Genomic DNA, 19,432 nt, shown 5'->3' with positions numbered 1-19,432 from the left:
CCTTCGCCTCGGCCTCTCGCGTCGCGCAACGGCCGTGGCCGCACCGCTCGTAGTCCCGAGCCTACGCTAGACGTACTAGGCGTTGAGGAGCGAGTGCGTGGCTCGGATTACACTTTCGTCACTCATCCGAGGTTCAGATGCCGGAACGCATGCTCGGCCAACCGGCTTGGGTCCGGACTGGAATGGAGAATGGCATGCGAAAGATCATCATCGGGGCGCTCGCGCTTTTGGTCATCGGCAGCGTTCCGAGTGTCGCGCAGATGTATCGCGGCGACGCGCGCGAATACCGGCAGGAGCAGCGCATCCGGAACGGCGTTCGCACCGGTCGCCTGACACCGGGAGAAGCGAGACGGCTGGCGCAACAGCAACGCAGGATCGACCGTGCACAGGCACGCGCCCGCTACGACGGATACGTGAGCCCGCGTGAGCGCCAGCGCATCGAGCGGATGCAGAACCGTTCATCCCGCAACATCTACCAGAAGAAGCACAACTACCGCGGCTACTAGGTCCCGCATGCGTCCGTCATCTACAAGAGGTGAGCCCCGCTCGGCATCCATCCAGCGGGGTTCATATTTGCTGGGCAGGGCAACCCGGTGGCGACACTGGACACCATCGCGCCAGCGTGAGACCTCGCTTCGAAGGGATACAGACGAGAGTGACGCTTCATGTCCGACAGCGGCTACACTGGATATCTGTTCGAGTTCTCGACAGACGACCTCAATCCGGCCGACGGCCTTCGCAAAACCCGCGTTCTCGCCATCGCCCGTTCGGTCGATGAAGCGAAGCAGGCGGCGAACGCCATGACATCGGATGCAGACCTCGAACTTATCGAGGTCGGAACCGACGTGCTCGCCGAGGCTCGCATGGCTGGCGTGGAGCACGACCAGGCGAAGGTCGTCGCCCGCGTCGACGGTCTCGAATAGGACGGCGACAGCCAACCGCATCCGCTGCGATTGGTTCAAAACCGCGGGGCGCGATATGCCGGGCGGTTGATGTATGGTCCGCTCGGGCGGATGTACGAGCCGGCTCGACGCGTGATGCCAGGATCCAGCGACGGCGGCGCACCGAGCCGGACCGGATCGACGCGGGTCGGAGCGACTGGCGTGCGTCCGTAATCGTACGGTCCGTAGCCGCAGCCTGCCAGCACCGCAGCGAACGGAAACAGGGCGAAGGCCAGCCGGCCGCGCCGAAGCATAGCGTCGAACGTGACCAAGCTGACGCGCACTCCGGCCGAGTTCGCTGGGTTGCCGATCGAGCGACCGGCGAGCCGAGGCATCGTCAGAGCAGTCAGAAGTTCTTCGGCTCGAAGTTCCCCGGACTCGCGGCCGATCGCAACTTTGGGCCCTCGGTTCATCCGCGCTTCACCTGTTCCCGATCATGGTACGCGAGAAGCAGATCCTTCAGCCGCGTATCCGAGATTTGATCATTTGCTGCAATGATTTCCCCAAGGATGAGGCGTTCAACCATCGCGTCAAAGCGTCTACGTTCGTCGACACGGATCGGCGGCCCTGGGGGTATGGTATAGACTGGAGCCCGGCCGCTGCGGCCTTTCACCTCGATGCGGTCGGCCAGCACCGGTCCGAGGGCTTCATCCACCGCTGCAGCCGTGTCAGCGCCGATGAGGAGGGGCACCCCGGCCTGCTTCGAAGCGCTTTCCAGGCGCGAGGCGTAGTTCACGGCGTCGCCCAGCACCGAGTAGTCGAAGCGCTTTTCGGAGCCGAAGTTGCCGACGACGCAGATGCCGGTGTTGATGCCGACGCCGACGCTGAGTTCGGGCACCGAGGCCGGGTCGGCGCTCTCGGCCTTCAGGGCCAGGTTCAGATCCTCCACCGCCTTCAGCATGGCGCGGCCGGCTCTGACGGCGTGGAGCGCGTGATCTTCGTCGGCGAGCGGCGCGTTCCAGAACGCCATGAGGCAGTCGCCGATGAACTTGTCGATCGTGCCGCCCTCGGCGAACACGGCTTCCGACATCGGCGTCAGGAGGCGGTTCATCAGTTGCGTCAGCTTCTCCGGCTCGTTCTTCATCGTCTCGGCGAGCGGCGTGAAGTTGCGTACGTCACTGAAGAGCACGGTGAGGCGACGGGTCTCGCCGCCGAGCTTCAGGGCGTCCGGCTCGGCGACGAGACGTTCCACCTGCGCCGGCGCGAGGTAGAGCGAGAAGGCCCGAACGATCTCGCGCCGCCGCCGGCGCTCCTCGGCGAGGTCGCGCGTGCCGAGGGCAGCAGCGGTTCCGAAGGCGGCGAGCGCGGGAGCAAGCGGACGCATGTAGACCTCGGCGCCCTTCAGCAGCGCGAAGCTCGCGACGAAGATCAGGAGCACGAACGCCAGCCCCGCGATCACTGTGCGACGATCGGCGGGTCGCCATGCGATCGCTGCCGCCAGGACGGCGGCGAAGGCAATGGAGAGGAGGCTGGCCGATCGACTCAACGGCAGGATCGCTCGGCCTTCGCGCAGGGCATCGACCACGCTCGCATGCACCTCGACGCCCGAGAGCAGCGTACCGGAGCGGATCGTCCAAGGCGTCGCGAAGGTGTCGGGGCTTCCCGTGTCGGCATCCACTGCCGTCTGGAGGCTCCGACCGACAAGGACGATCCTGTTCCGGAACGTGTCCGGCGGCAGGAAGGCCGTTGGGTCGAGAGCCTGATAGTAGGATACGGTCGGATAGGTACGCGCCGGCCCGCGCGCTTGGAGGAGCGCGTCGCCACGCCCCTCCAGCCGGTGTGCAGACTCGGGATCGACGGTCGCGAGGACCTTCCTCGCGAAGGCATCGCCGATGGCGGGAAGGCGGCGAAGCGTTCCGTCCGGATCGAGCGGCAGCGCGGCGAGACCGGTTGCTGCGCCGTTCGCGGTCAGTTCGGGCAGCGGCTCCGTGCGCACGAATTGACGCATCTGCGGCGTCTCGATCAGGCTCTCGTCGCTGGCGAGCACCGTGTCGGGTCCGAGCGCGCTCGCCAAAGCCGTGTCCTCCTCCGGCTTCGAGGCTTCCGCGAAGACGAGATCGAGCCCGATCGCCGTCGCGCCTGCCTGCCGGAGCGCCCGGACGAGATCGGCATGGAGCGAGCGCGGCCACGGCCACTGCAGCCCGATCTCCGAGAAGCTCGGCTCGTCGATCGCGACGATCACGACATCGTTCGCTGCTCCCTCCGCGACAGGCGGCGGCGCCACTGTCGACAGAAAGTCGAAGATGCGCGCCTCCGTCTCCGCGAAGGGCGGCAGAAGAGCTATCAGAGCCGCGGCTGCGAAGGCCACGAATGCAGCGAGAAGGCCTTCCCCCGTTCGGCGGCGGCCGGACCGGGAGAACCGAGCGAATCCCGTCAAAAGCGCGCCTTCAGCGTCGCGGTGACAGTGCGCCCGACAGCCGGCACGAGCGGTGCAACCTCGATATCCTCGTCGAAGAGGTTGAAGGCGCCGACTTCCAAGGCGAGATGCCGGTCCTGCGTTTCCCAACTTCCGCTGAGGTCGGTAACGAAAGCGTCGTCAAGGCTCGCGTCGACGACGTTCGACGAACGCTCGCCGATATAGGTCTCGGCGACCGTCAGGCGCAGTCGTTCCGGGCTGACATAGGTCAGGCCGATGCGCGCCAGGTCCTCCGGCAGGAAGGGCAGTCCGTTCCGCGCCCCGTCCAGGTCGCCGCTCGACCAGACGTGGGAATAGGTGGCGAAGGCGCCGAAGCCGCCGCCGATCCAGAGGTTGCCGGTGACGGACAAGCGGTCGATCTGCGCGTCCGGCACGAGGACCGAGTTGAGATAGACCGGCACGGTGAGTTCGAGACCATCCACGGACTGGTGCTGGTATTCGGTCGAGGTGAAGAAGCGCTCCGTCCATTCGGAGTCCCAGCGCAGGATCACCGTGTCGGTCCTCCCGCTGGTCGTCGGCACCGCGTCGGGGCGAAGACCGAGCACGTCCACAGGGGCGAGCGTATTGAACTCGGCGGTCGGCACGGTCGAGAGGAAAGCGGCGCGCAGGTACTGGCCCTCGATCGGCGCCCACGCCAAGCCGACGCGTGGTGACAGATCGGTGTCGCCGTCCTCATCGCCGGACAGGGCCCGCTCGGCGAAGAGCGCCCCTTCCGCCTGCAGCCCCGGCGCGAGATCGGCCCGTGCGTCGAGCCAGAGGCGGCCGACGCCGGAATCCTCGTCCGTATCGGTGGAGCAGTTCGACGGGCGCGACGCCGGGTCGAAGAGGGCAAGGAACGACAGCAGTTCGTCGAGGCCCTGGTTCGGGTTGAGGGCTGCGAACCGTTGGCTGACCGCATCGAAACAGGCTCGGGCGTTCAGGACCGTCGTCGGATCCGACAGCGTCAGATCGCCGATCGAGTCCGCCTTCTGGCGTTCGTAGCCGAATTCGCCGCCGTAGCGCAGCACCACGTCGTCGCCGATGCCGTAGAGATGCGACACGCCCGCCTGGATGCGCCTGTCCTTCGTGTCCCCGTCCAGGTCGTAGCGAAGGTTCGCGTCGGGGAAGGTGTCCGGAAAGAACGGTGTGTCGATCAACGAGGCGTCGAACTGCGAGCGATCCACTACCGTGCCGAACACGGCCGCGTTCAAGACGTTGCGGTAGCCGAAGGTATGGCTCCACCCGAGTAGGCCGGTGAAGCTGTCGCCGTCCTGCCTGTCGCTCGTGGTCAGCGGCAGACCCTGGAAGGCGGAGCCGCCCTCGTTGTGCGCGCCCGTGAAGGAACCGACGACCCGGTCGTTCGGGCCCGCCTGGAAGCCGAAGAGCGCCGCGCCGTTGATCGCCTCGTCGTCCTGGTCGGCGAACGAGCGGTCGATCGTGCTGCCGCTCGCGGACAGCGTCAGCGAATAAGGCAACGGCCCGTAGCCGAGCGACTGGTAAGTCGCCGTGCCGTTGCCCCCGACGTCGTGTCCGGCGAAGGTCGCGCCGCCGCCGATTTCGACTTCGTTCAAGGGTGCGCGCACGAAGGCGGGATGAAAGCTGGAGCTCGCGAGCGACAGCGGGTCGAGCAGCGAGCCCTGGATGGTGGACGCGAAGGCGCTGCCGGAATCGGAAACCGGATCGGGATCGACAAGGCCCGTCGAGACGAAGAAGGGCGTGACGCTGCCCGACAGCGCCTGGTCGAAGTAGCTCGCGGCCGAGAACGGATCGAAAACGCGATCGCCGTAGTACCGTCCCCAGGCGTCGAGCGACAGGAAGCGGTAGGCGGAACCGAGGGCCGTGCCGGTGTCGCGGCTGGACTCGATCGGCTCGTAGTCGCCGCCTCGCGCCCGCGTGCGGTCCACGGATTGACGAGCGAAGCGGATCGCCTCGTCGGCCTGGTACTGGTCGAGCGCCAGGGCGGACCGGAACTGCGCGATCGTCGGGTTCCTGGGATCGAAGCGGTCGGATATCTCGAAGGACTGCTCGGCGGCCTGAATGTCGCCGGCGATGGCGTAGGCGGAGCCGAGCAGCGCCAACCAGTCGCCAGAGGTCGGATTGGCAGCCGTCGCGCGTGTCAGATTGTCCAGCGCCCCTTGCGTGTCGCCGGCTGCAAGCTGCTGCGTCCCCTTGGCGACGTAGCCGACATCGAAGGCCGAATCGAGCGCCAGCGCCGCGTCGATCTCGACCTTCGCCTCCGCGTTGCGACTTTGGCCCAGCAGGAAAAGTGCGTAATTGGCGCGCGATGTCGGATCGTTGGGATCGAGTTCGATCGCTCGGCGATAGGCCACTTCGGCTTCACGTGTCGCGCCACGCTCCAGTTCCAGCCCGGCGAGCGTATCCCATGCGCCCGAGTCGCCCGGCGTCAGGCGCGTCACCTCGCGCGCGTCGGCCAGAGCGCCCTTGGCGTCGCCCTTGAAGCGCGCCCGGTAGCCGGCGCGGCTGGCGAGGACGCCAGGGGCGTTCGGATCGAGAGCGACGGCCTTCTCCAACGCTCGTTCGCCGATGGCCTCCTCGTTGATCAGAAAGGCGACGTCGGCGATGCTTGCCTGGAACTCGGCATTGTCGCCGAAGCGCGGCTCGGCGGCCTGCAGGATGCGCAGCGACTCGCGCGGCGATTGGAGGAATGCGGCGGTGACGGCCTCGCCGATCACGGAGGTGAGCGAGGCGGGATCGGCCTTAGGAGGCGCCGCGGACTTCGACGGATCGGCGAGCGAGCGGGCGTAGTACGCGAGATAACGCGCCTTCACCCGCCGCTCGCCTTCGAGCCCCGGCTCCGCTCGGCCGAACAGCCGGACCGCGTCGCCATAACGCCGCTCGTAGGCGGCGATCTGTCCTTCGAGCAGTTGCAGGCGCGCTTCCTCGCCCGCCGAGAGGCGGCCGCCGCGCCGGGCTTCGGCGATGGCGCTCGCCGCCTCGACGCGGCCGTCGCGCTCGTAGGCGATCTCGGCGGCGAGCACCCGGTCCGCCGCCGTGCGACGCTCGGGCGGAATGGCATCGACGCGGCGGGCCTCAGCCAAAGTCTCACGCGCATCGAGGGAGGACGAAGGGAACAGTTCGAACGCGTTGCGCAGCGACAGGTTGAACAACACCTGCTCACGAAGGTCGCCGCCCGCGATCACGACCTTCGTCGGCGCGGAGCCGAGCGTCGCGGCAGCGGACTCGCCTTCCCGCACCGTCACCGACCCTTGCGCATTGGAAAGATCGACGACGCCCTCGATCACCGACAGCGTGGTGCGGCTGCCCGCGACCGTCATCGTCCAGTCGGTGCCACGGATCGCGGCGGTCGCGGCGGCCGTGTCGACGGAAACGCCGGAGCCGCCACGCGTCGCGCGTGCGAAGATCTGGCCGGTTTCCAGCCCGAGCGTCACGCCGCCGTCGGCGCGCACGTCCTTCACCACCAGCGTCGAGTTGCGCGCGACGCGCACCTGCGTCCGGTCGGCGAAGAGCAGTGCGATCTGACCGTAGGCGTTGGTGCGGATGACGTCGCCGGCCTTGACGTCCTGACGCACTTCGACACCACGCAGGACCGGGTCCTCCACCGGTTCGAACTCTTCGCCCACCCGCGTCTGCACGACTTGGCCCGAGATCGCCGGCGTACGCGGGAGCGGGTCGGCGCCGGCGGCGGCAACCGTCAGGAACGAGGCGGCCGCTAAGGCAGCGGCGAGGACCGAGTTGCGCGACCGGGACATTGTCTGACCGAAGGGAAGCGGGAACGCATTCCTGCCTTCACCAAAAGGCCGTCGTCAATTCCAATCGAACTCACTGCGCAGCTAAGGACACTTTGCAAGCGCGCGGTGGCCGCGAAGCTACACGGTCGATCGGGCTTCGCCTCCTTGCTCGACCCGGCGCCGGCACACCGCCCTTCGCCGCGATGACCCCGCTGCCAACGTCTTCAGCATCGGCAATCACATACGCCGATGGTCGAGCAACGCGACGCGAACACGCCTTCCAGTTCTTACAGACATCCGTAAGTTGCTTTGCCAAGAATTCGCCACATTTGGAAGGGCGGTCGATGGCTGGTCGTGCGTTTTGGCATTGCGCTCTCGCGATGTTCCTGCTGCTCTGCTCGCTTGTAACGACTAGTGCCGCACTGAAGACGTTCGGTCCCTTCCGCGTCGACACCGACCGGCCGGAGGCGATCGAACTCAACGGCGAGATCGGCGCTCGACTTCCGTCGGGCGCTCATGGCGGCTCCGACCGCGAAGCTCGTGGTGCTCAACAGCCCGGGCGGCCTCGTCTCGATGGGCCTGCTCATCGCCGACGACATCCATCAGCGCAGGCTTTCGACGTTTGTTCCGGCCGATTCCATCTGCATGTCGGCCTGCGCCTATCTCTTCCTCGCAGGTGCCGCGCGGCAGATCGACGGGAAGCTCGGCGTTCACCAGATCGCGCAGGATGCGCCCGACCTGACAAGCGCACAGCTATCGATCTCCGATATCATCGACGTCTTGAATCGCTTCGAAACGCCGGTCGAGGTGCTGACGGTAATGTTCCGGACACCGGCTAACGACATGCACGTGTTCACGCCGGAGGAGATCGCCTCCTACCATTTGAACCACAACGCCAGCGACCCAACACCTGCAGCGGTGCAAACCGCTCCGACTACAGTCTCCCCGCAAGTTGCTGCCGTGCCTGCGCCTGTATCAGCCTCGACACCGATCGTGCCTAGTCCTCTGCCAACCGTCGCTTCCGCCGCGCCTTCGCCCTTGCCTTCCGCGATGCCGAGCGAGGAGGCGAACCAGACGCTGTCGGCGATCGAGGACTACGCGCGCCGACCGAACCGCATGGCCCTTTACGGTGGCCTCGACTTCCTCGGCCGCGACATCGGCAGCGTCGTCGTGTCGGACGCCCCATCTTGCGCGATGCATCGAGGCGGCAGTCGGACGGCGCGACGCTGCCCGCAACGTCGCCCGCGCGGCCGAGACGCCGGAGGTCCCGCCCCACGCCGAGACGGCGATCACCGACTACCTCGCGGCGATGAACGCGCAGCGCGAGCGGAAGGCGGAGATCGCCGTCCGGCGCGTGGCGCTGTAGGAGAAGCGGCTTAGGAGGCGCCGACCGATTCAGGCTCAATACCGATTTCTGCCAGAAGATCGTCGCGGTTCTGGTGGGCCAACCATATCAGGAAGCTACGATCAACGACCGTGAGTACGCGCGTCGTTTGATCGTAGTCGAAGATTATCGGACGGATGTTTTTCTGAACCTGTAGGGATGCAGCACCTTGAAGTGCCTGCGTTATGTTACCCTCGTTGAGTCGCGCGCCCTCGGGGTGACTTGCCTTAATGATCGTGGATATCTGCTGCCTTCGCAGTCCGCTCTCCAAGTCCTCTACGGAGCTGGTCAGAACCGCGAAGATAAGCCACTTGTACATTTCGAGTTCGGTCTGCGTGAACCCCTCTGCGAAGTTCGCGATGAACGCGGAGTAGCGGCCGGCTTGATCGTTGACGATTTCTCGGACGATCGCTTCCGCGTCCAGTCCCGTGCCGATGTCCTTCTGTACCGACTGAGTTTCTGAGATGCCGGCCTTCTCGCAGATTTTGAAACAGCCCTCCTGGACCAGCGCTACGGCGTCCGCGCTGTGACGGATTAGGTTGTTCACGACCTCAGCGTCGAAGCTGACGTTCAGCAGGTGCTCCCCGGCCGTCACGACCTCGCGCAACTGCTGCTCCGACCACACGTCGGCATCTATGCTGACCACCCGGCTCGTAAGGTCGCCGTTATAGTAGATGAGCCGATTCTTCTCGCGCCAGACACCGACGACTATGAAGCAGAAGGGCGAGTTCTCGTGAAAGGCTTTCAAAGAGAACGAGAAGCTTTTCTGGATTTCGACCGAGAGGTAGTGAAAATCCTCAAGTATGATGAGCTTGTTGAAGCCCGCCTCCTTGAGCGCGGTGATGACGTCATTTACGTCTGCGAGGTCTATCTCCAGTCGGCTCGATACGACGTCGAGCTTCTCTGAGTTCTCCCTACCGACCGTACCCTTTGCCCCGGCTTTCGCTACGAACGGCACGCGCCCCTCGCCAGCGAACTCCAGGCCGTACTTCCAAGCACCGTTGACGGTCTTCGTCTGGGACTGCTCGATCCGATAGCCCGCTGCCTTGAGGATCGCGCCGTTCAGATCGACAAGCGACATCGTGTTAACGCAGCTCACCACGATGTAGTCGTCGTCGGACAGGCAGTGCTTGCGCAGCGTCGTCTTGCCCTGCTTCGAGGAGCCGTAGATGACCACGTGCTTGTCCCGCGTCAGACTCTCAACGAATTTGCCGTCGACGTCCGCGCGAGCGACGTAGTTCAGGGGAACCTCGCGGCCGACGCCGAACGCGTCGCGCAACTGAACGATCTTTTCCGGTACTGCTGACATGCCACCTCCAAGATGGCGGCAGTCTCGCAGATAGCCGGCGGACCGCAAGAGCCGGCCGCTACCACAGGGTGCGCCCAGCATATTAGCCCATTTTTAGCCCACGACTTCCGAGCTAAAATGACAGCCGCGGCAAGGTACTGTATTCGCTAGGAAAAACTGGTACGCCCAAGGGGAATCGAACCCCTGTTTGCGCCGTGAGAGGGTGACGGCAGGCGAAATTCTTCGACGCATTGACGTCCGTGACGTCTATGAGACGCCTACGCCATAGGGGTTTCAGCAGTTTTCGTGTTATATACGTCAGGACCGTTCGCCAACGTCTGTGTGGGACGCTGTGTGGGACGGATGGAAATCCTGCCGTGCCGAACGCCGAGATCGACACCCCTTCCAAGCGAGCCCGCCTCGCCGTCAGACGGAACCCGTACTGGCGCGGCGTCAGCGGCGGCCGCGGCGGCGTTTCGCTCGGCTATCGCAAGCCTGCGTCCGGCGCGGGTGCGTGGATCGGCAAGGTCGTCGTGGACGGCAAGCGCGCCGAAGAGAAGCTCGGCCCTGCGGACGACGACGGCAGCGCATCGGGCGCCCTCGCCTACCGCGCCGCAGTTGCCGCGGCGCTTGAGTGGAGCCGGCGGCAGTACGAGGCGCTCGCCGCGGCCGAGACGGGCATGGCGAACGTCCCGACAGTGCGCAGCGCGATCGACGCCTACGTGAAGGAGCGCGTCCGCAAGAGCGCCAAGGACGGCGCCGACGCCGAACGGCGCCTGAAGCGGCATGTCCTGTCTGACGCGGCGATCGCCGATCTGCCGCTGAAGAAGTTGCGCGCCTCGTCGATCGAGGGCTGGCGGGACCGCCTGCCGATCGGCGAGACGGCAGACGACGGGCGGCGGCCGATCGCGGCGTCGACCGTGAACCGATTGCTCAACGACCTGCGGGCAGCGCTGAACGCCGCGGCCGAGAAGTACCGGCGAGAGCTGCCGCCGCATCTCGTCGGCGAGATCAAGGTCGGGACGCGCGCCCTCCCCTCGTCCGCGAACGCCCGAAAGCAGTTCCTGACGGCCGACGATGTCCGGGCGCTGATCGACGCGGCCTTTGCAGTCGACGAGGAAGGCGATCTCGGACGGCTTGTGCTGGTGCTGGCGGCCACGGGCGCGCGGTACAGCCAAGTCGCGGAGATAAGGGTCGGCGACGTGCAGGTCGCCAACGGCCGGATCATGGTGCCGAGATCGAGAAAGGGTCGGAAGACGGGGCCCCTTGGACGAATTGCCGTTCCTATCTCGACCGATACTATGACGCGTCTGCGGCCCGCCTTCGAGGGCCGACCCGCGGACGGTGTCCTGCTCAATCATTGGGGCTGGCGCCAGACGGCGCCGCTGAAGTGGGAACGCGACGGGCGGCGGGCATGGGCCGACAGCGAAATGATCCGGCCGTGGGCGAAGGTGAAGCTTGCGGCCGGCGTGGCGGCGGACGTCGTACCCTACGCCCTCCGGCACACGTCGATCCTTCGCGGCCTGCAGGCCGGTCTTCCGGTGCGGCTCGTCGCCAGCCTGCACGACACGTCCGTCGCAATGATCGAGGCGCACTACTCAGCTTTCATCGTGGACGCGAGCGAGGAACTGGCGCGGCGCGCCATGCTCTGACGGTGATCACGACGCTCGCCGTATCTGGCTATTGGTGGTACTGAACGCGCCAGAAGCGAGCCTGCATCCCTCACTGATGTCGCCGCTCGCCCGGCTCTTGACCTTGGCCTTCGCCAACTAATCGGCGTTTTCGCGCCACTGACGGCACCCGATATGACCCGCGGTTGGTAGACGGTGGGGCCGTCTTTAGGTTGAGAAGGTAGCCGTTGGTCTGGTGAGGCTTCGCAAGGCGTCCCACTCGCTCATTCCAACCGGTGCATGACGCTGATGCCCGACGCTCATCGATCTTTCGCCACGCCGGCCGAGTTGAACGCTTGGCTTGCGGAACACCACACAAGCGCCGGCGAGTTGTGGGTCAGGATCTATAAGGCAACCTCGGGAACGCCGTCCGTGACGTGGTCCGACTGCGTGGTCGAAGCGATCGCGTTCGGCTGGATCGACGGCCAGAAGCGGCCACTCGACGCCGAGTCCTTTCTGCAGCGCCTGACGCCGAGAAAGCCGAAATCCAACTGGTCGACCAAGAACCGCGAATATGCGATGCGGCTGATGGCCGAAGGGCGGATGATGCCTGCTGGTCTCGCGCACGTCGAAGCGGCCAAGGCGGACGGACGATGGGAGAACGCATATGCGGGCTCGGCCACAATGACGATCCCGCAGGACTTCCTCGACGCGCTGGAGAAGCTCCCGGTCGCCAGGGCGTTCTTCCAGACGCTCGATCGCAAGAACCTCTACCCGATCTACTATCGCCTTCAGACAGCCAAGCGTCCGGAAACCCGAGCAAGGCGGATGGAACAAATCCTCGCGAAGCTCGAGCGGTGCAAGAAGTTTCAGTGAACTCGGAGAGGGCCGGCGTCGAGTTCGTTTCCGAGATCGGTGGCGGGATCGTCGTCAAGTTGCGGAAGGACGCGAGATCCGATTGACCGAAACCCGTCGCGCCTTCATCGCTGACACGACGGCCCTGATCCTGTTCTTCACGACGACCGGGGTCATCAACGAGCGCTTCATCGCCGGCATGGAATGGGAACAGGTGCTGCACGCTCGGCTGCTGGGCGCGGCGCTGATGGTGCCGGTCGGCCGTCCGTACGGCATGTGGCGGGATTGGTTGATGCAGCGCTCCGGACATGGGCGCCTGTCCCAGCTGCTATGGGACACCTTCGCCCTGGTCAGCTTTCAGGTCCCGATCTACGCGGCGATCATCGCGATCAGCGGCGCCTCCGGATGGGCTCTGGTGCGCGGCGTACTCGGTGCCACCTCGATGATGCTGGCGCTCGGTCGACCCTACGGTGCATTCCTGAACTGGATCCGAGCGCTGTTCGGGCTTCCACCGGGCGGCACGCGGCCGATGAGCGTCAACATCGACTAGCGGCAGGTGGAGTTATGACCGACGAGCCCGAACTGGAGTTCTCGCCGCTCGGCGGACGCGTGACGCGAGATGGCACCAGCGTTCAGGTCTACATCTATCGTGTCGCCGGCAGCGATGACGGTTGGACGCTTGAGGTGGCTGATCCAACCGGCATGTCGACGGAATGGAACGAGGCGTTCACGACCGATAGGGACGCCTACGAAGCTTTCGAAGCCGCGCTCGAAGCTGAAGGCATGATGCAGTTCTTTCCCGAGCCGGACAGCACCATTCACTGATGCCCCTCGGCTGTCAGCGCCCTTTCGCGATATCGTAGCCGAGTTCCATCAGCACCATGCCGAGCAGGTACTGCACGAACCGTTTGTCGGACGTCTGGGCTTTTTGGTAAGCCGCCAGACAGTGATCAACGATGTCGATCGTCGTGCCAATCGGAGCTGCATCGAGAGCGGCGATCGTTCCGACATGCCGGCTGCATGCTCCGTCTTCAGCCGCGAAGCGCCAGCCAACGGTGCGGACCGCAATCTCGTCGTTCGCTTCTCGCTTGATCCGGTACTGGTAACGATAGACGCCCTCGTTTCCACCGAGGGTCGCTTGCCGCATCCTGATCCGGTCGTCGGGATGGATGAGGTCGAAGAACGTTGCGATCGGCAACCCTCGGCCTGCCGCATCCGGGCAGAGGCCGAACAGCGAAGCCGTCGTCGCGCAACTGACAACGCGATCATCGGCGACATCCCAGACATACAGACCCGACGAGGGACAGCTTTCGAAAGCCAAATGCACTGACGATATCGATCCAGCTACCTTCCAGGTAGAAACGTAGCCGCACAACCAATGAGCGGTCTTTATCGCAGGATAAAGCTCAGCGAACTCGTATCGGAAAATTTGACGCAGTGGCGAGTGTCCCGCGGAAACAACGGCCGGGGCAACTCCATCCAATCAGGTAAGAATGCATTAACTACAGCAACTTCAAGTTGATTTGCTAGCGAACTTTTTGGCCGTCGAGCGCGTAATTCCTTCGTAAAAACAATCCCAAATGGGAAAACGGAGGAGGTGATGCAATGCGTGTTTCCACGTTGGTTTCGTCTGCGTTGATACTGTCGGTTGCAGCTGGCCTGTCTTGCGGCCATGCCGCTGCCGAAAGTCGGCATGGCAACGGTGGTGGTCTCGGCGGCGGACTTGGCGGTGCGGTCGGGGGAGCGGTCGGTGGCCTTGGCAACGCTGTGGGCGCGGCAACGGGCGGTGCCCGCGCCGGCGTCGGTGCGAATGTCGGTGGCAGCGGCGGCATCAGCGCCGGTGTCGGGGCTAGCCTTGGGGGCAGTAGCGGCATCAGTGCGGGCGGCGGTGCTTCGATCGGCGGCAACCGTGGCGTCAACGCGGGTGCTGGAGCGTCGGTTGGTGGCAGTCAGGGCGTGTCGGCCGGCGTTGGTGCATCGGTCGGCGGGTCCGGCGGCGTTCGTGCCGGAACAGGCGCATCCGTTGGCGGCAGCCGTGGCGTGACCGCCGGGCTCGGTGCTTCGATCGGCGGCGGAAGCGGCGTCCGAGCGGGTGCTGGCGTTGGGCTCGCTTCAGGCGGACTCGGGGCCGGTGTCGGCATCGGCATCGGTGGAACACGAACCGGTCCTCGCACCGGGACGAGCGGGCCCGTCATAGGTGTTCCCAACCCCGGCAGGACCAGTGCCAACAACAGCGATCCGCTCGGCATCGGGCCGATCGCCAACCGGCCGGGCAACAACGTCGTCGCGACCGACGTCGGCAACAACGGCAGGCGCAGCTTCTTCGGCTACACGCAGTTCAGCGAGATGAACCGGGACGATCAGGCGGCCGTCCGGCGAACCTGTCGCGGCATCATGGGCAACCCGAACGCCTACGACTACAGCCTCGTCCAAGTCTGCCGGCTTGCCCGCTGACCGCTTCGCTTACGCCATTGCCCGGTCGAACGATCCGGCCGGGCAATGGCAAGCTGCTTCTCATCCCTTCCGAATGCACAGGTTGCATCGCGATCCCCGCGGAGTTCTTCGAATGCATACCAGCACGGTCATCCTGCAGCGTCTGCAGGACGAGCTCATGCGACGCCTGGCGGTGCTCGATACCGCCGCCAAGCAGTCCCATCGCATCCATCATCTCGACTTCATCACCTGCCTGCCGGATCGCCACTGCTTCGACCGGCTCCTGGCCTCGCATCTGCAGATTACCCCGGCGCCGACCGGTCTGCTGCTGATCGACATCGAGCACCTGAAGCTGATCAACGATGCGAAGGGCCGGACGATCGGCGATAAGGTTGTCGCGGAAATCGCTTCACGGCTGCGCGGCATCGGCACGAGGACCGCGGCGTTCCGCTTGAACGGCGACGGGTTCGCCGTGATCATCCGTGACTGCCGCAACCAGCAACATCTCGACGCCGTCGCGAATAAGGTTTTGACCGCGATGGCGAGACCGCTTGGTGGGTTCCAGGATGTGCTGCCGCGCGTGACGATCGGCGGTGCGCTGATCGGCAACGTCTACCTCGATCCCGGCATGCTTCGCCGCAACGCCAACCTTGCGCTCTGCCATGCCAAGGAAACGATGCGCGGCGGCTACGTCGCCTTCGAGCGACGGCTGTCCAAAGACACCGCGCGGCGCATGCGCAGCCTGCGGCTCGTCGAGGCCGCCCTGGCGTCGGACTCGCTCGTTCCGCACTACCAGCCGGTCGTCAACATCCGCACCGGCCAAACAGTCGGCGTCGAGGCGTTGGCACGAGTGATCGGCGCCGGCGGCCAAGTCGTTCCCGCGGAGGAGTTCCATTCGGCCCTGCAGGACCCGTCGGTCAGCGTCCGCGTCACGGATCGGATGCTCGGTCGGATCGCAGAGGACTTCCGGGCGCATCTCGACAGCGGCGGCCCGTTCCAGCATGTCGGCATCAATCTGTCGCTGGCCGACCTGACGAACGCCGACCTGTCGGAGCGGCTGGCGAGGACGTTCGGCGATCACGGCGTGCCGCTCGGCCATCTTGTGCTGGAGGTGACCGAAACCGTCTACCTCGACGGCAACAGCGTCGGTATCGCGGCCGAGATCAGGAAGTTGCGCGATCAAGGGCTGCTGGTCGCACTCGACGACTTCGGCACGGGCTACGCCTCGCTGAAGCACCTGCAAAGTTTCCCGGTAGACATCGTCAAGATCGACAAGTCGTTCGTGCGCGACCTGCCGTCCGATCGCTCCAGCGTCGCCATCGTCGAGGGTCTGATCGGCATTGCCAACAGGATGGGAATGAAAGTCGTGGCGGAAGGGATCGAGACGACAGAGCAGGCGGACTTCCTGCGGAACGCCGGCTGCACCCTTGGTCAAGGCTACCTGTTCGGGAAGCCGGTACCGGCCAATCAGGCAGCCCAGCGGATAGTAGACAACGCTCCGCCCGTGGATGCTCGCGACGAACTGGTGCCGTGCTGACATGACAGACGATCAACAAAAGGCTCGTTTCGCGCAGTTAGGCGAGTACGCCATGCTGATCGTGCTCGCGGTATTGGTCGTACTCGCGTTGGCAGAGACAGTCGATTGGCGCACAATGCTATTGATCGGTGCAGGGCTGTGATTGATGGAAAGTCGGCCGTTTTAAGGACCACGCCCTGGAGACGCCGCGTTGAGCGCCGGGCGACACCATTCGATGGTCTGAAGAACCGGAGGCCACCATCAAACGAAGCGACTGCAGGGGAACCCTGCTGACATCGGCCTACATAAGCAGCGGACAGCGCATCCCCATCAAAGCCCGAGGGCCGAATGACGACGTCTGCAACGCTCGGCGGAACGGGAAGCCGGCATGCCATATCGGGTCGACGCTCGAACCTCTTCCTCGGGCTTGTAGGAATACTTTTCGCCCTCACTGTCCTGGCCTTCGCGTGGTCGCTGTGGTCGAGCTTCGGGTATTCGCGTTCCACCGAGGCGCAGAACCGGTTGCTGGCTGCCCTGGAGGATGTCGCCGCAACCATGGCGACGATGCAAAGCAGTCAGCGCGGCTACGTCCTGTCCGGGTCGGAGAACCTTCTCGACCCCTACCGGGACGCGAAGGCTGACCTCGACGGCAACGTTCGCGCGCTGCAGGAAGTGGCTGCACAAGCCGATGCAGATGCGGCGGGCGTCGATGCAGTGACCGGCGCGATCGAGCGCGAAGTCGCATTCAACGAAGAGGTTATCGCCTTGCGGCGTAACGGCGGCTACGAAGCGGCCACCGCCTCGGCTGTTGAGAACCGCAGCAAGCAGGTTCTCGACCAGCGTCGGACCGTCATTCGCGCGGAACGCCTTGCCGGTCGCAGCGTCGTCATCGGCAACACGAAGGCGCAGCGGCTGCTGACCTTGGCTCAGACCGCGATGTTCGCTTTCGCCGCGATCGCCGCGCTGGCCTTGTCCTTCGTGGCGCGCCGTCGCCAACGCCAGGTCCGGGCAAGCGCCGAACTTCTGACCGACTTGATGTCGGTCGCGCCGATCGGCATCGCCTTCTACGGTTCAGACGGTGCACTGATGCGTTCGAACGCGGAGTTCGAGCGCATCGCCTCGGCCGACGCGAAAGGTGGCTGGTTCTCGGCACTGACTGCGAAGGTCGGCGGCACGGAGCGACCGGTCGTCGATACGGACTATCGGTTCGGCAACGCCGAAGCGAGAACGGCCTTCGCGTCCGCCTTCCCGACGTCGCGAGGGGCGTCCGGCAACCGAGGCGGCATGGGCCTCCTCGTGCTCGAGACGACCGAGCAGTTGCGGGCGACGGCGGCCCTCGACGAGGCGAGCGGCCAGCTCAGCGCCATCGCCGACAACATTCCGCAGCTCGCCTGGACGGCTCGGCCGGACGGCGAGATCTTCTGGTACAACCGCCGCTGGTTCGACTACACCGGCACGACGCTCGAAGAGATGCGCGGTTTCGGCTGGCAGAAGCTGCATCACCCCGATCACGTCGAGCGCGTCGTCGACGGTTACAAGCGTGCTTTTGCCCTCGGCGAGCCTTGGCAGGACACGTTCCCCCTGCGCGGCGTCGACGGGACCTACCGCTGGTTCCTCAGCCTCGCCATCCCGATCCGGAACGCCGACGGCGCGATCCTGCGCTGGTTCGGCACCAATACCGACGTCACCGAGCAGCGGGCGATCGAGGAGGAATTGCTGGCGGCGAAGGACAACGCCGACAACGCCAACCGCGCCAAAAGCCAGTTCATCGCCAACATGAGCCACGAGCTGAGGACGCCGCTCTCGGCCGTCATCGGCTACGCGGAACTGCTTGAAGAAGAGGTCGAGGACCTCGGCGAGACGCACCTTCTCGCCGATCTGAAGAAGATCGAGGGCAACGCGCGGCACCTCCTCAGCCTCATAAACAACGTCCTCGACCTATCGAAGATCGAAGCCGAGCGAATGGACGTCTATGCGGAGACGTTCGACCTCGCGACGGTGATGGACGAGGTCGCCTCGACCGTTGGCTCGCTGGTAGCCAAGAAGAACAACACGCTGCGCATCGAGCACGACGGGGCGCTCGGAAAGGTGCACACCGACCAAGTGAAGGTGCGCCAGTGCCTGCTGAACCTTCTGTCGAACGCCTCGAAGTTCACCGAGAACGGCACGATCAAGCTTCGCGGCGAGCGAACGAGCGATGGCGACCGCGACTGGATCACACTGGCCGTCACCGACAGCGGCATCGGCATGACGGAGGAACAGGTCGAGCAACTGTTCGAGCGCTTTCGGCAGGCGGACGCCTCGACGACCCGCAAGTTCGGGGGAACGGGGCTCGGCCTCGCGATCACCCAAGCATTCTGTCGCCTACTCGGCGGCGACATCGGCGCGACGAGCGTCCTCGGCGAGGGAACGACGTTCACGATCCGCATCCCGGCGGAGGTGACAGTCGTCGAAGAGCCGCTGCCGGCTACGGCGGGGACCCTCGCGGGCGGGCCGGCAGGCACGGTGTTGGCGATCGACGACGATCCGCACGCCCGCGAACTGGTGACCCGCTTCCTGTCGAAGGAGGGCTTTGCGGTCCGCACCGCCTCTGACGGCGTCGCGGGTCTTGAGATGGCGCGGGCGCTGGTACCGGACGTGATCCTGCTCGACGTGACCATGCCAAAGAAGGACGGCTGGTCGGTGCTGGCGGAGTTGAAGGAGGATCCGGCGCTGACCGCGATCCCGGTGGTGATGATCACCATCATGGACGAGCAGCGGCTCGGCTTCGCGCTCGGCGCTTCGGACTACCTGCTGAAGCCTGTCGAATGGGACAAGCTGAAGGAGGTCATGGACCGCTTCCGTGCCGACGGCTCCGGCATGGTGCTCGCCATCGATGACGACGTCGACACGCTGTCGCGATACGCCACGATGATCGAGAAGCAGGGCTTCGCCTTCGTTTCGGCGACGAACGGCCGGCTCGGCCTCGACCGGGTCCGTGAACGAAAGCCCGATCTGATCCTTCTCGACCTTAACATGCCGGTGATGGACGGCTTCGACTTCCTGAAGGAGCTGCGTACCGAACCGGGGTGGCAGGACATTCCGGTGGTGGTGCTGTCCTCGAAGGATCTCACTCGCGCCGAGCGGAGCACGCTGGAGGGTGCCGCCGACCAGATCCTGGCCAAGAGCGAGGCATCAATGCGGGAACTCGCGACGAGGATACGTGAGATCGTGTCGAGACAGCACGTTTCGGCCTGAAGGCAACTGCGTCACGATCGACAGGATGTTCGTGATCGGCGGCCATTGCTTCGCCAGAGCGCA

At 65.2% G+C, this 19,432-nt stretch carries 16 protein-coding genes; 11 read left to right on the top strand and 5 right to left on the bottom strand.

From position 1 onward, the window contains the following. Positions 1-194 precede the first annotated feature (194 nt). Complete coding sequence (locus tag F6X38_RS16825) at positions 195-506, top strand: hypothetical protein (protein ID WP_150971631.1); 312 nt, start codon at positions 195-197, stop codon at positions 504-506. A gap of 159 nt (positions 507-665) precedes the next feature. Further along, positions 666-923 carry a hypothetical protein gene (locus F6X38_RS16820; RefSeq protein WP_150971629.1) on the top strand — a complete coding sequence of 86 codons (258 nt, stop codon included), beginning with the start codon at positions 666-668 and terminating at the stop codon, positions 921-923. 35 nt (positions 924-958) lie between these two features. Here F6X38_RS16820 and F6X38_RS23465 read toward each other — a convergent pair whose 3' ends face one another. From F6X38_RS23465 to F6X38_RS16810, 3 genes are all read right to left on the bottom strand, one after another. After that, positions 959-1,276, bottom strand: coding sequence for a hypothetical protein (locus F6X38_RS23465; protein WP_161992799.1), 318 nt, complete (start codon positions 1,274-1,276; stop codon positions 959-961). Between the two features lie 74 nt (positions 1,277-1,350). Further along, a complete protein-coding gene (locus F6X38_RS16815) occupies positions 1,351-3,249 on the bottom strand; it encodes a CHASE2 domain-containing protein (RefSeq protein ID WP_161992798.1) in 1,899 nt (632 codons plus the stop codon). 65 nt (positions 3,250-3,314) lie between these two features. Further along, complete coding sequence (locus tag F6X38_RS16810) at positions 3,315-7,067, bottom strand: FecR domain-containing protein (RefSeq protein ID WP_150971625.1); 3,753 nt, start codon at positions 7,065-7,067, stop codon at positions 3,315-3,317. Between the two features lie 495 nt (positions 7,068-7,562). Between F6X38_RS16810 and F6X38_RS16805 the strand changes: the two genes are divergently transcribed. After that, positions 7,563-8,426 (top strand): hypothetical protein, encoded by an 864-nt coding sequence (locus F6X38_RS16805; RefSeq protein WP_150971623.1) that lies wholly within the window; start codon positions 7,563-7,565, stop codon positions 8,424-8,426. On the opposite strand, the gene F6X38_RS16800 is transcribed toward F6X38_RS16805, so the two are convergent. Beyond that, complete coding sequence (locus F6X38_RS16800; RefSeq protein WP_150971621.1) at positions 8,423-9,739, bottom strand: hypothetical protein; 1,317 nt, start codon at positions 9,737-9,739, stop codon at positions 8,423-8,425. The two genes, F6X38_RS16805 and F6X38_RS16800, sit on opposite strands and share 4 nt — an antisense overlap. 356 nt (positions 9,740-10,095) lie before the next feature. On the opposite strand from F6X38_RS16800, the gene F6X38_RS16795 reads away from it, so the two are divergent. From F6X38_RS16795 to F6X38_RS16780, 4 genes are all read left to right on the top strand, one after another. Continuing rightward, on the top strand, positions 10,096-11,370 hold the full coding sequence (locus F6X38_RS16795; protein WP_150971619.1) for a tyrosine-type recombinase/integrase: 1,275 nt from the start codon (positions 10,096-10,098) through the stop codon (positions 11,368-11,370). Between the two features lie 390 nt (positions 11,371-11,760). Beyond that, positions 11,761-12,204 (top strand): YdeI/OmpD-associated family protein, encoded by a 444-nt coding sequence (locus F6X38_RS16790; protein ID WP_246191394.1) that lies wholly within the window; start codon positions 11,761-11,763, stop codon positions 12,202-12,204. Between the two features lie 82 nt (positions 12,205-12,286). Beyond that, positions 12,287-12,733 carry an L-alanine exporter AlaE gene (gene alaE, locus F6X38_RS16785; protein WP_246191393.1) on the top strand — a complete coding sequence of 149 codons (447 nt, stop codon included), beginning with the start codon at positions 12,287-12,289 and terminating at the stop codon, positions 12,731-12,733. 14 nt (positions 12,734-12,747) lie between these two features. Further along, positions 12,748-13,008, top strand: coding sequence for a hypothetical protein (locus F6X38_RS16780; RefSeq protein ID WP_150971615.1), 261 nt, complete (start codon positions 12,748-12,750; stop codon positions 13,006-13,008). 13 nt (positions 13,009-13,021) lie between these two features. On the opposite strand, the gene F6X38_RS16775 is transcribed toward F6X38_RS16780, so the two are convergent. Next, positions 13,022-13,510: a PAS domain-containing protein gene (locus F6X38_RS16775; protein ID WP_150971613.1), complete on the bottom strand. Its 489-nt coding sequence runs from the start codon at positions 13,508-13,510 to the stop codon at positions 13,022-13,024. A 278-nt stretch (positions 13,511-13,788) separates the two neighbouring features. Between F6X38_RS16775 and F6X38_RS16770 the strand changes: the two genes are divergently transcribed. From F6X38_RS16770 to F6X38_RS16760, 4 genes are all read left to right on the top strand, one after another. Then, the gene (locus F6X38_RS16770) at positions 13,789-14,637 is read left to right on the top strand and encodes a hypothetical protein (protein WP_150971611.1); all 849 of its coding nucleotides are present in this window, start codon (positions 13,789-13,791) and stop codon (positions 14,635-14,637) included. Next, positions 14,627-16,153, top strand: coding sequence for a putative bifunctional diguanylate cyclase/phosphodiesterase (locus tag F6X38_RS16765; protein ID WP_150971609.1), 1,527 nt, complete (start codon positions 14,627-14,629; stop codon positions 16,151-16,153). Before F6X38_RS16770 ends, F6X38_RS16765 begins: the two co-directional genes overlap by 11 nt. A 1-nt stretch (position 16,154) precedes the next feature. After that, complete coding sequence (locus F6X38_RS23785; RefSeq protein WP_210248895.1) at positions 16,155-16,295, top strand: hypothetical protein; 141 nt, start codon at positions 16,155-16,157, stop codon at positions 16,293-16,295. Between the two features lie 185 nt (positions 16,296-16,480). Beyond that, on the top strand, positions 16,481-19,369 hold the full coding sequence (locus F6X38_RS16760) for a response regulator (protein ID WP_150971607.1): 2,889 nt from the start codon (positions 16,481-16,483) through the stop codon (positions 19,367-19,369). Positions 19,370-19,432: the final 63 nt, after the last annotated feature.

Origin of the sequence: Plantimonas leprariae (assembly GCF_008802405.1) — a bacterium.
GTDB classification, from domain to species: Bacteria; Pseudomonadota; Alphaproteobacteria; order Rhizobiales; family Rhizobiaceae; genus Plantimonas; species Plantimonas leprariae.
This window is presented reverse-complemented; position numbering and strand designations above follow the sequence as displayed.

Coding starts and splice junctions, on each gene's coding strand:
- F6X38_RS16825 (WP_150971631.1), top strand. CDS start 195: ATGCGAAAGATCATCATCGGGGCGCTCGCGCTTTTGGTCATCGGCAGC.
- F6X38_RS23465 (WP_161992799.1), bottom strand. CDS start 1,276: ATGCCTCGGCTCGCCGGTCGCTCGATCGGCAACCCAGCGAACTCGGCC.
- F6X38_RS16805 (WP_150971623.1), top strand. CDS start 7,563: ATGGCGGCTCCGACCGCGAAGCTCGTGGTGCTCAACAGCCCGGGCGGC.
- F6X38_RS16760 (WP_150971607.1), top strand. CDS start 16,481: ATGACGACGTCTGCAACGCTCGGCGGAACGGGAAGCCGGCATGCCATA.
- F6X38_RS16780 (WP_150971615.1), top strand. CDS start 12,748: ATGACCGACGAGCCCGAACTGGAGTTCTCGCCGCTCGGCGGACGCGTG.
- F6X38_RS23785 (WP_210248895.1), top strand. CDS start 16,155: ATGACAGACGATCAACAAAAGGCTCGTTTCGCGCAGTTAGGCGAGTAC.
- F6X38_RS16810 (WP_150971625.1), bottom strand. CDS start 7,067: ATGTCCCGGTCGCGCAACTCGGTCCTCGCCGCTGCCTTAGCGGCCGCC.
- F6X38_RS16770 (WP_150971611.1), top strand. CDS start 13,789: ATGCGTGTTTCCACGTTGGTTTCGTCTGCGTTGATACTGTCGGTTGCA.
- F6X38_RS16820 (WP_150971629.1), top strand. CDS start 666: ATGTCCGACAGCGGCTACACTGGATATCTGTTCGAGTTCTCGACAGAC.
- F6X38_RS16800 (WP_150971621.1), bottom strand. CDS start 9,739: ATGTCAGCAGTACCGGAAAAGATCGTTCAGTTGCGCGACGCGTTCGGC.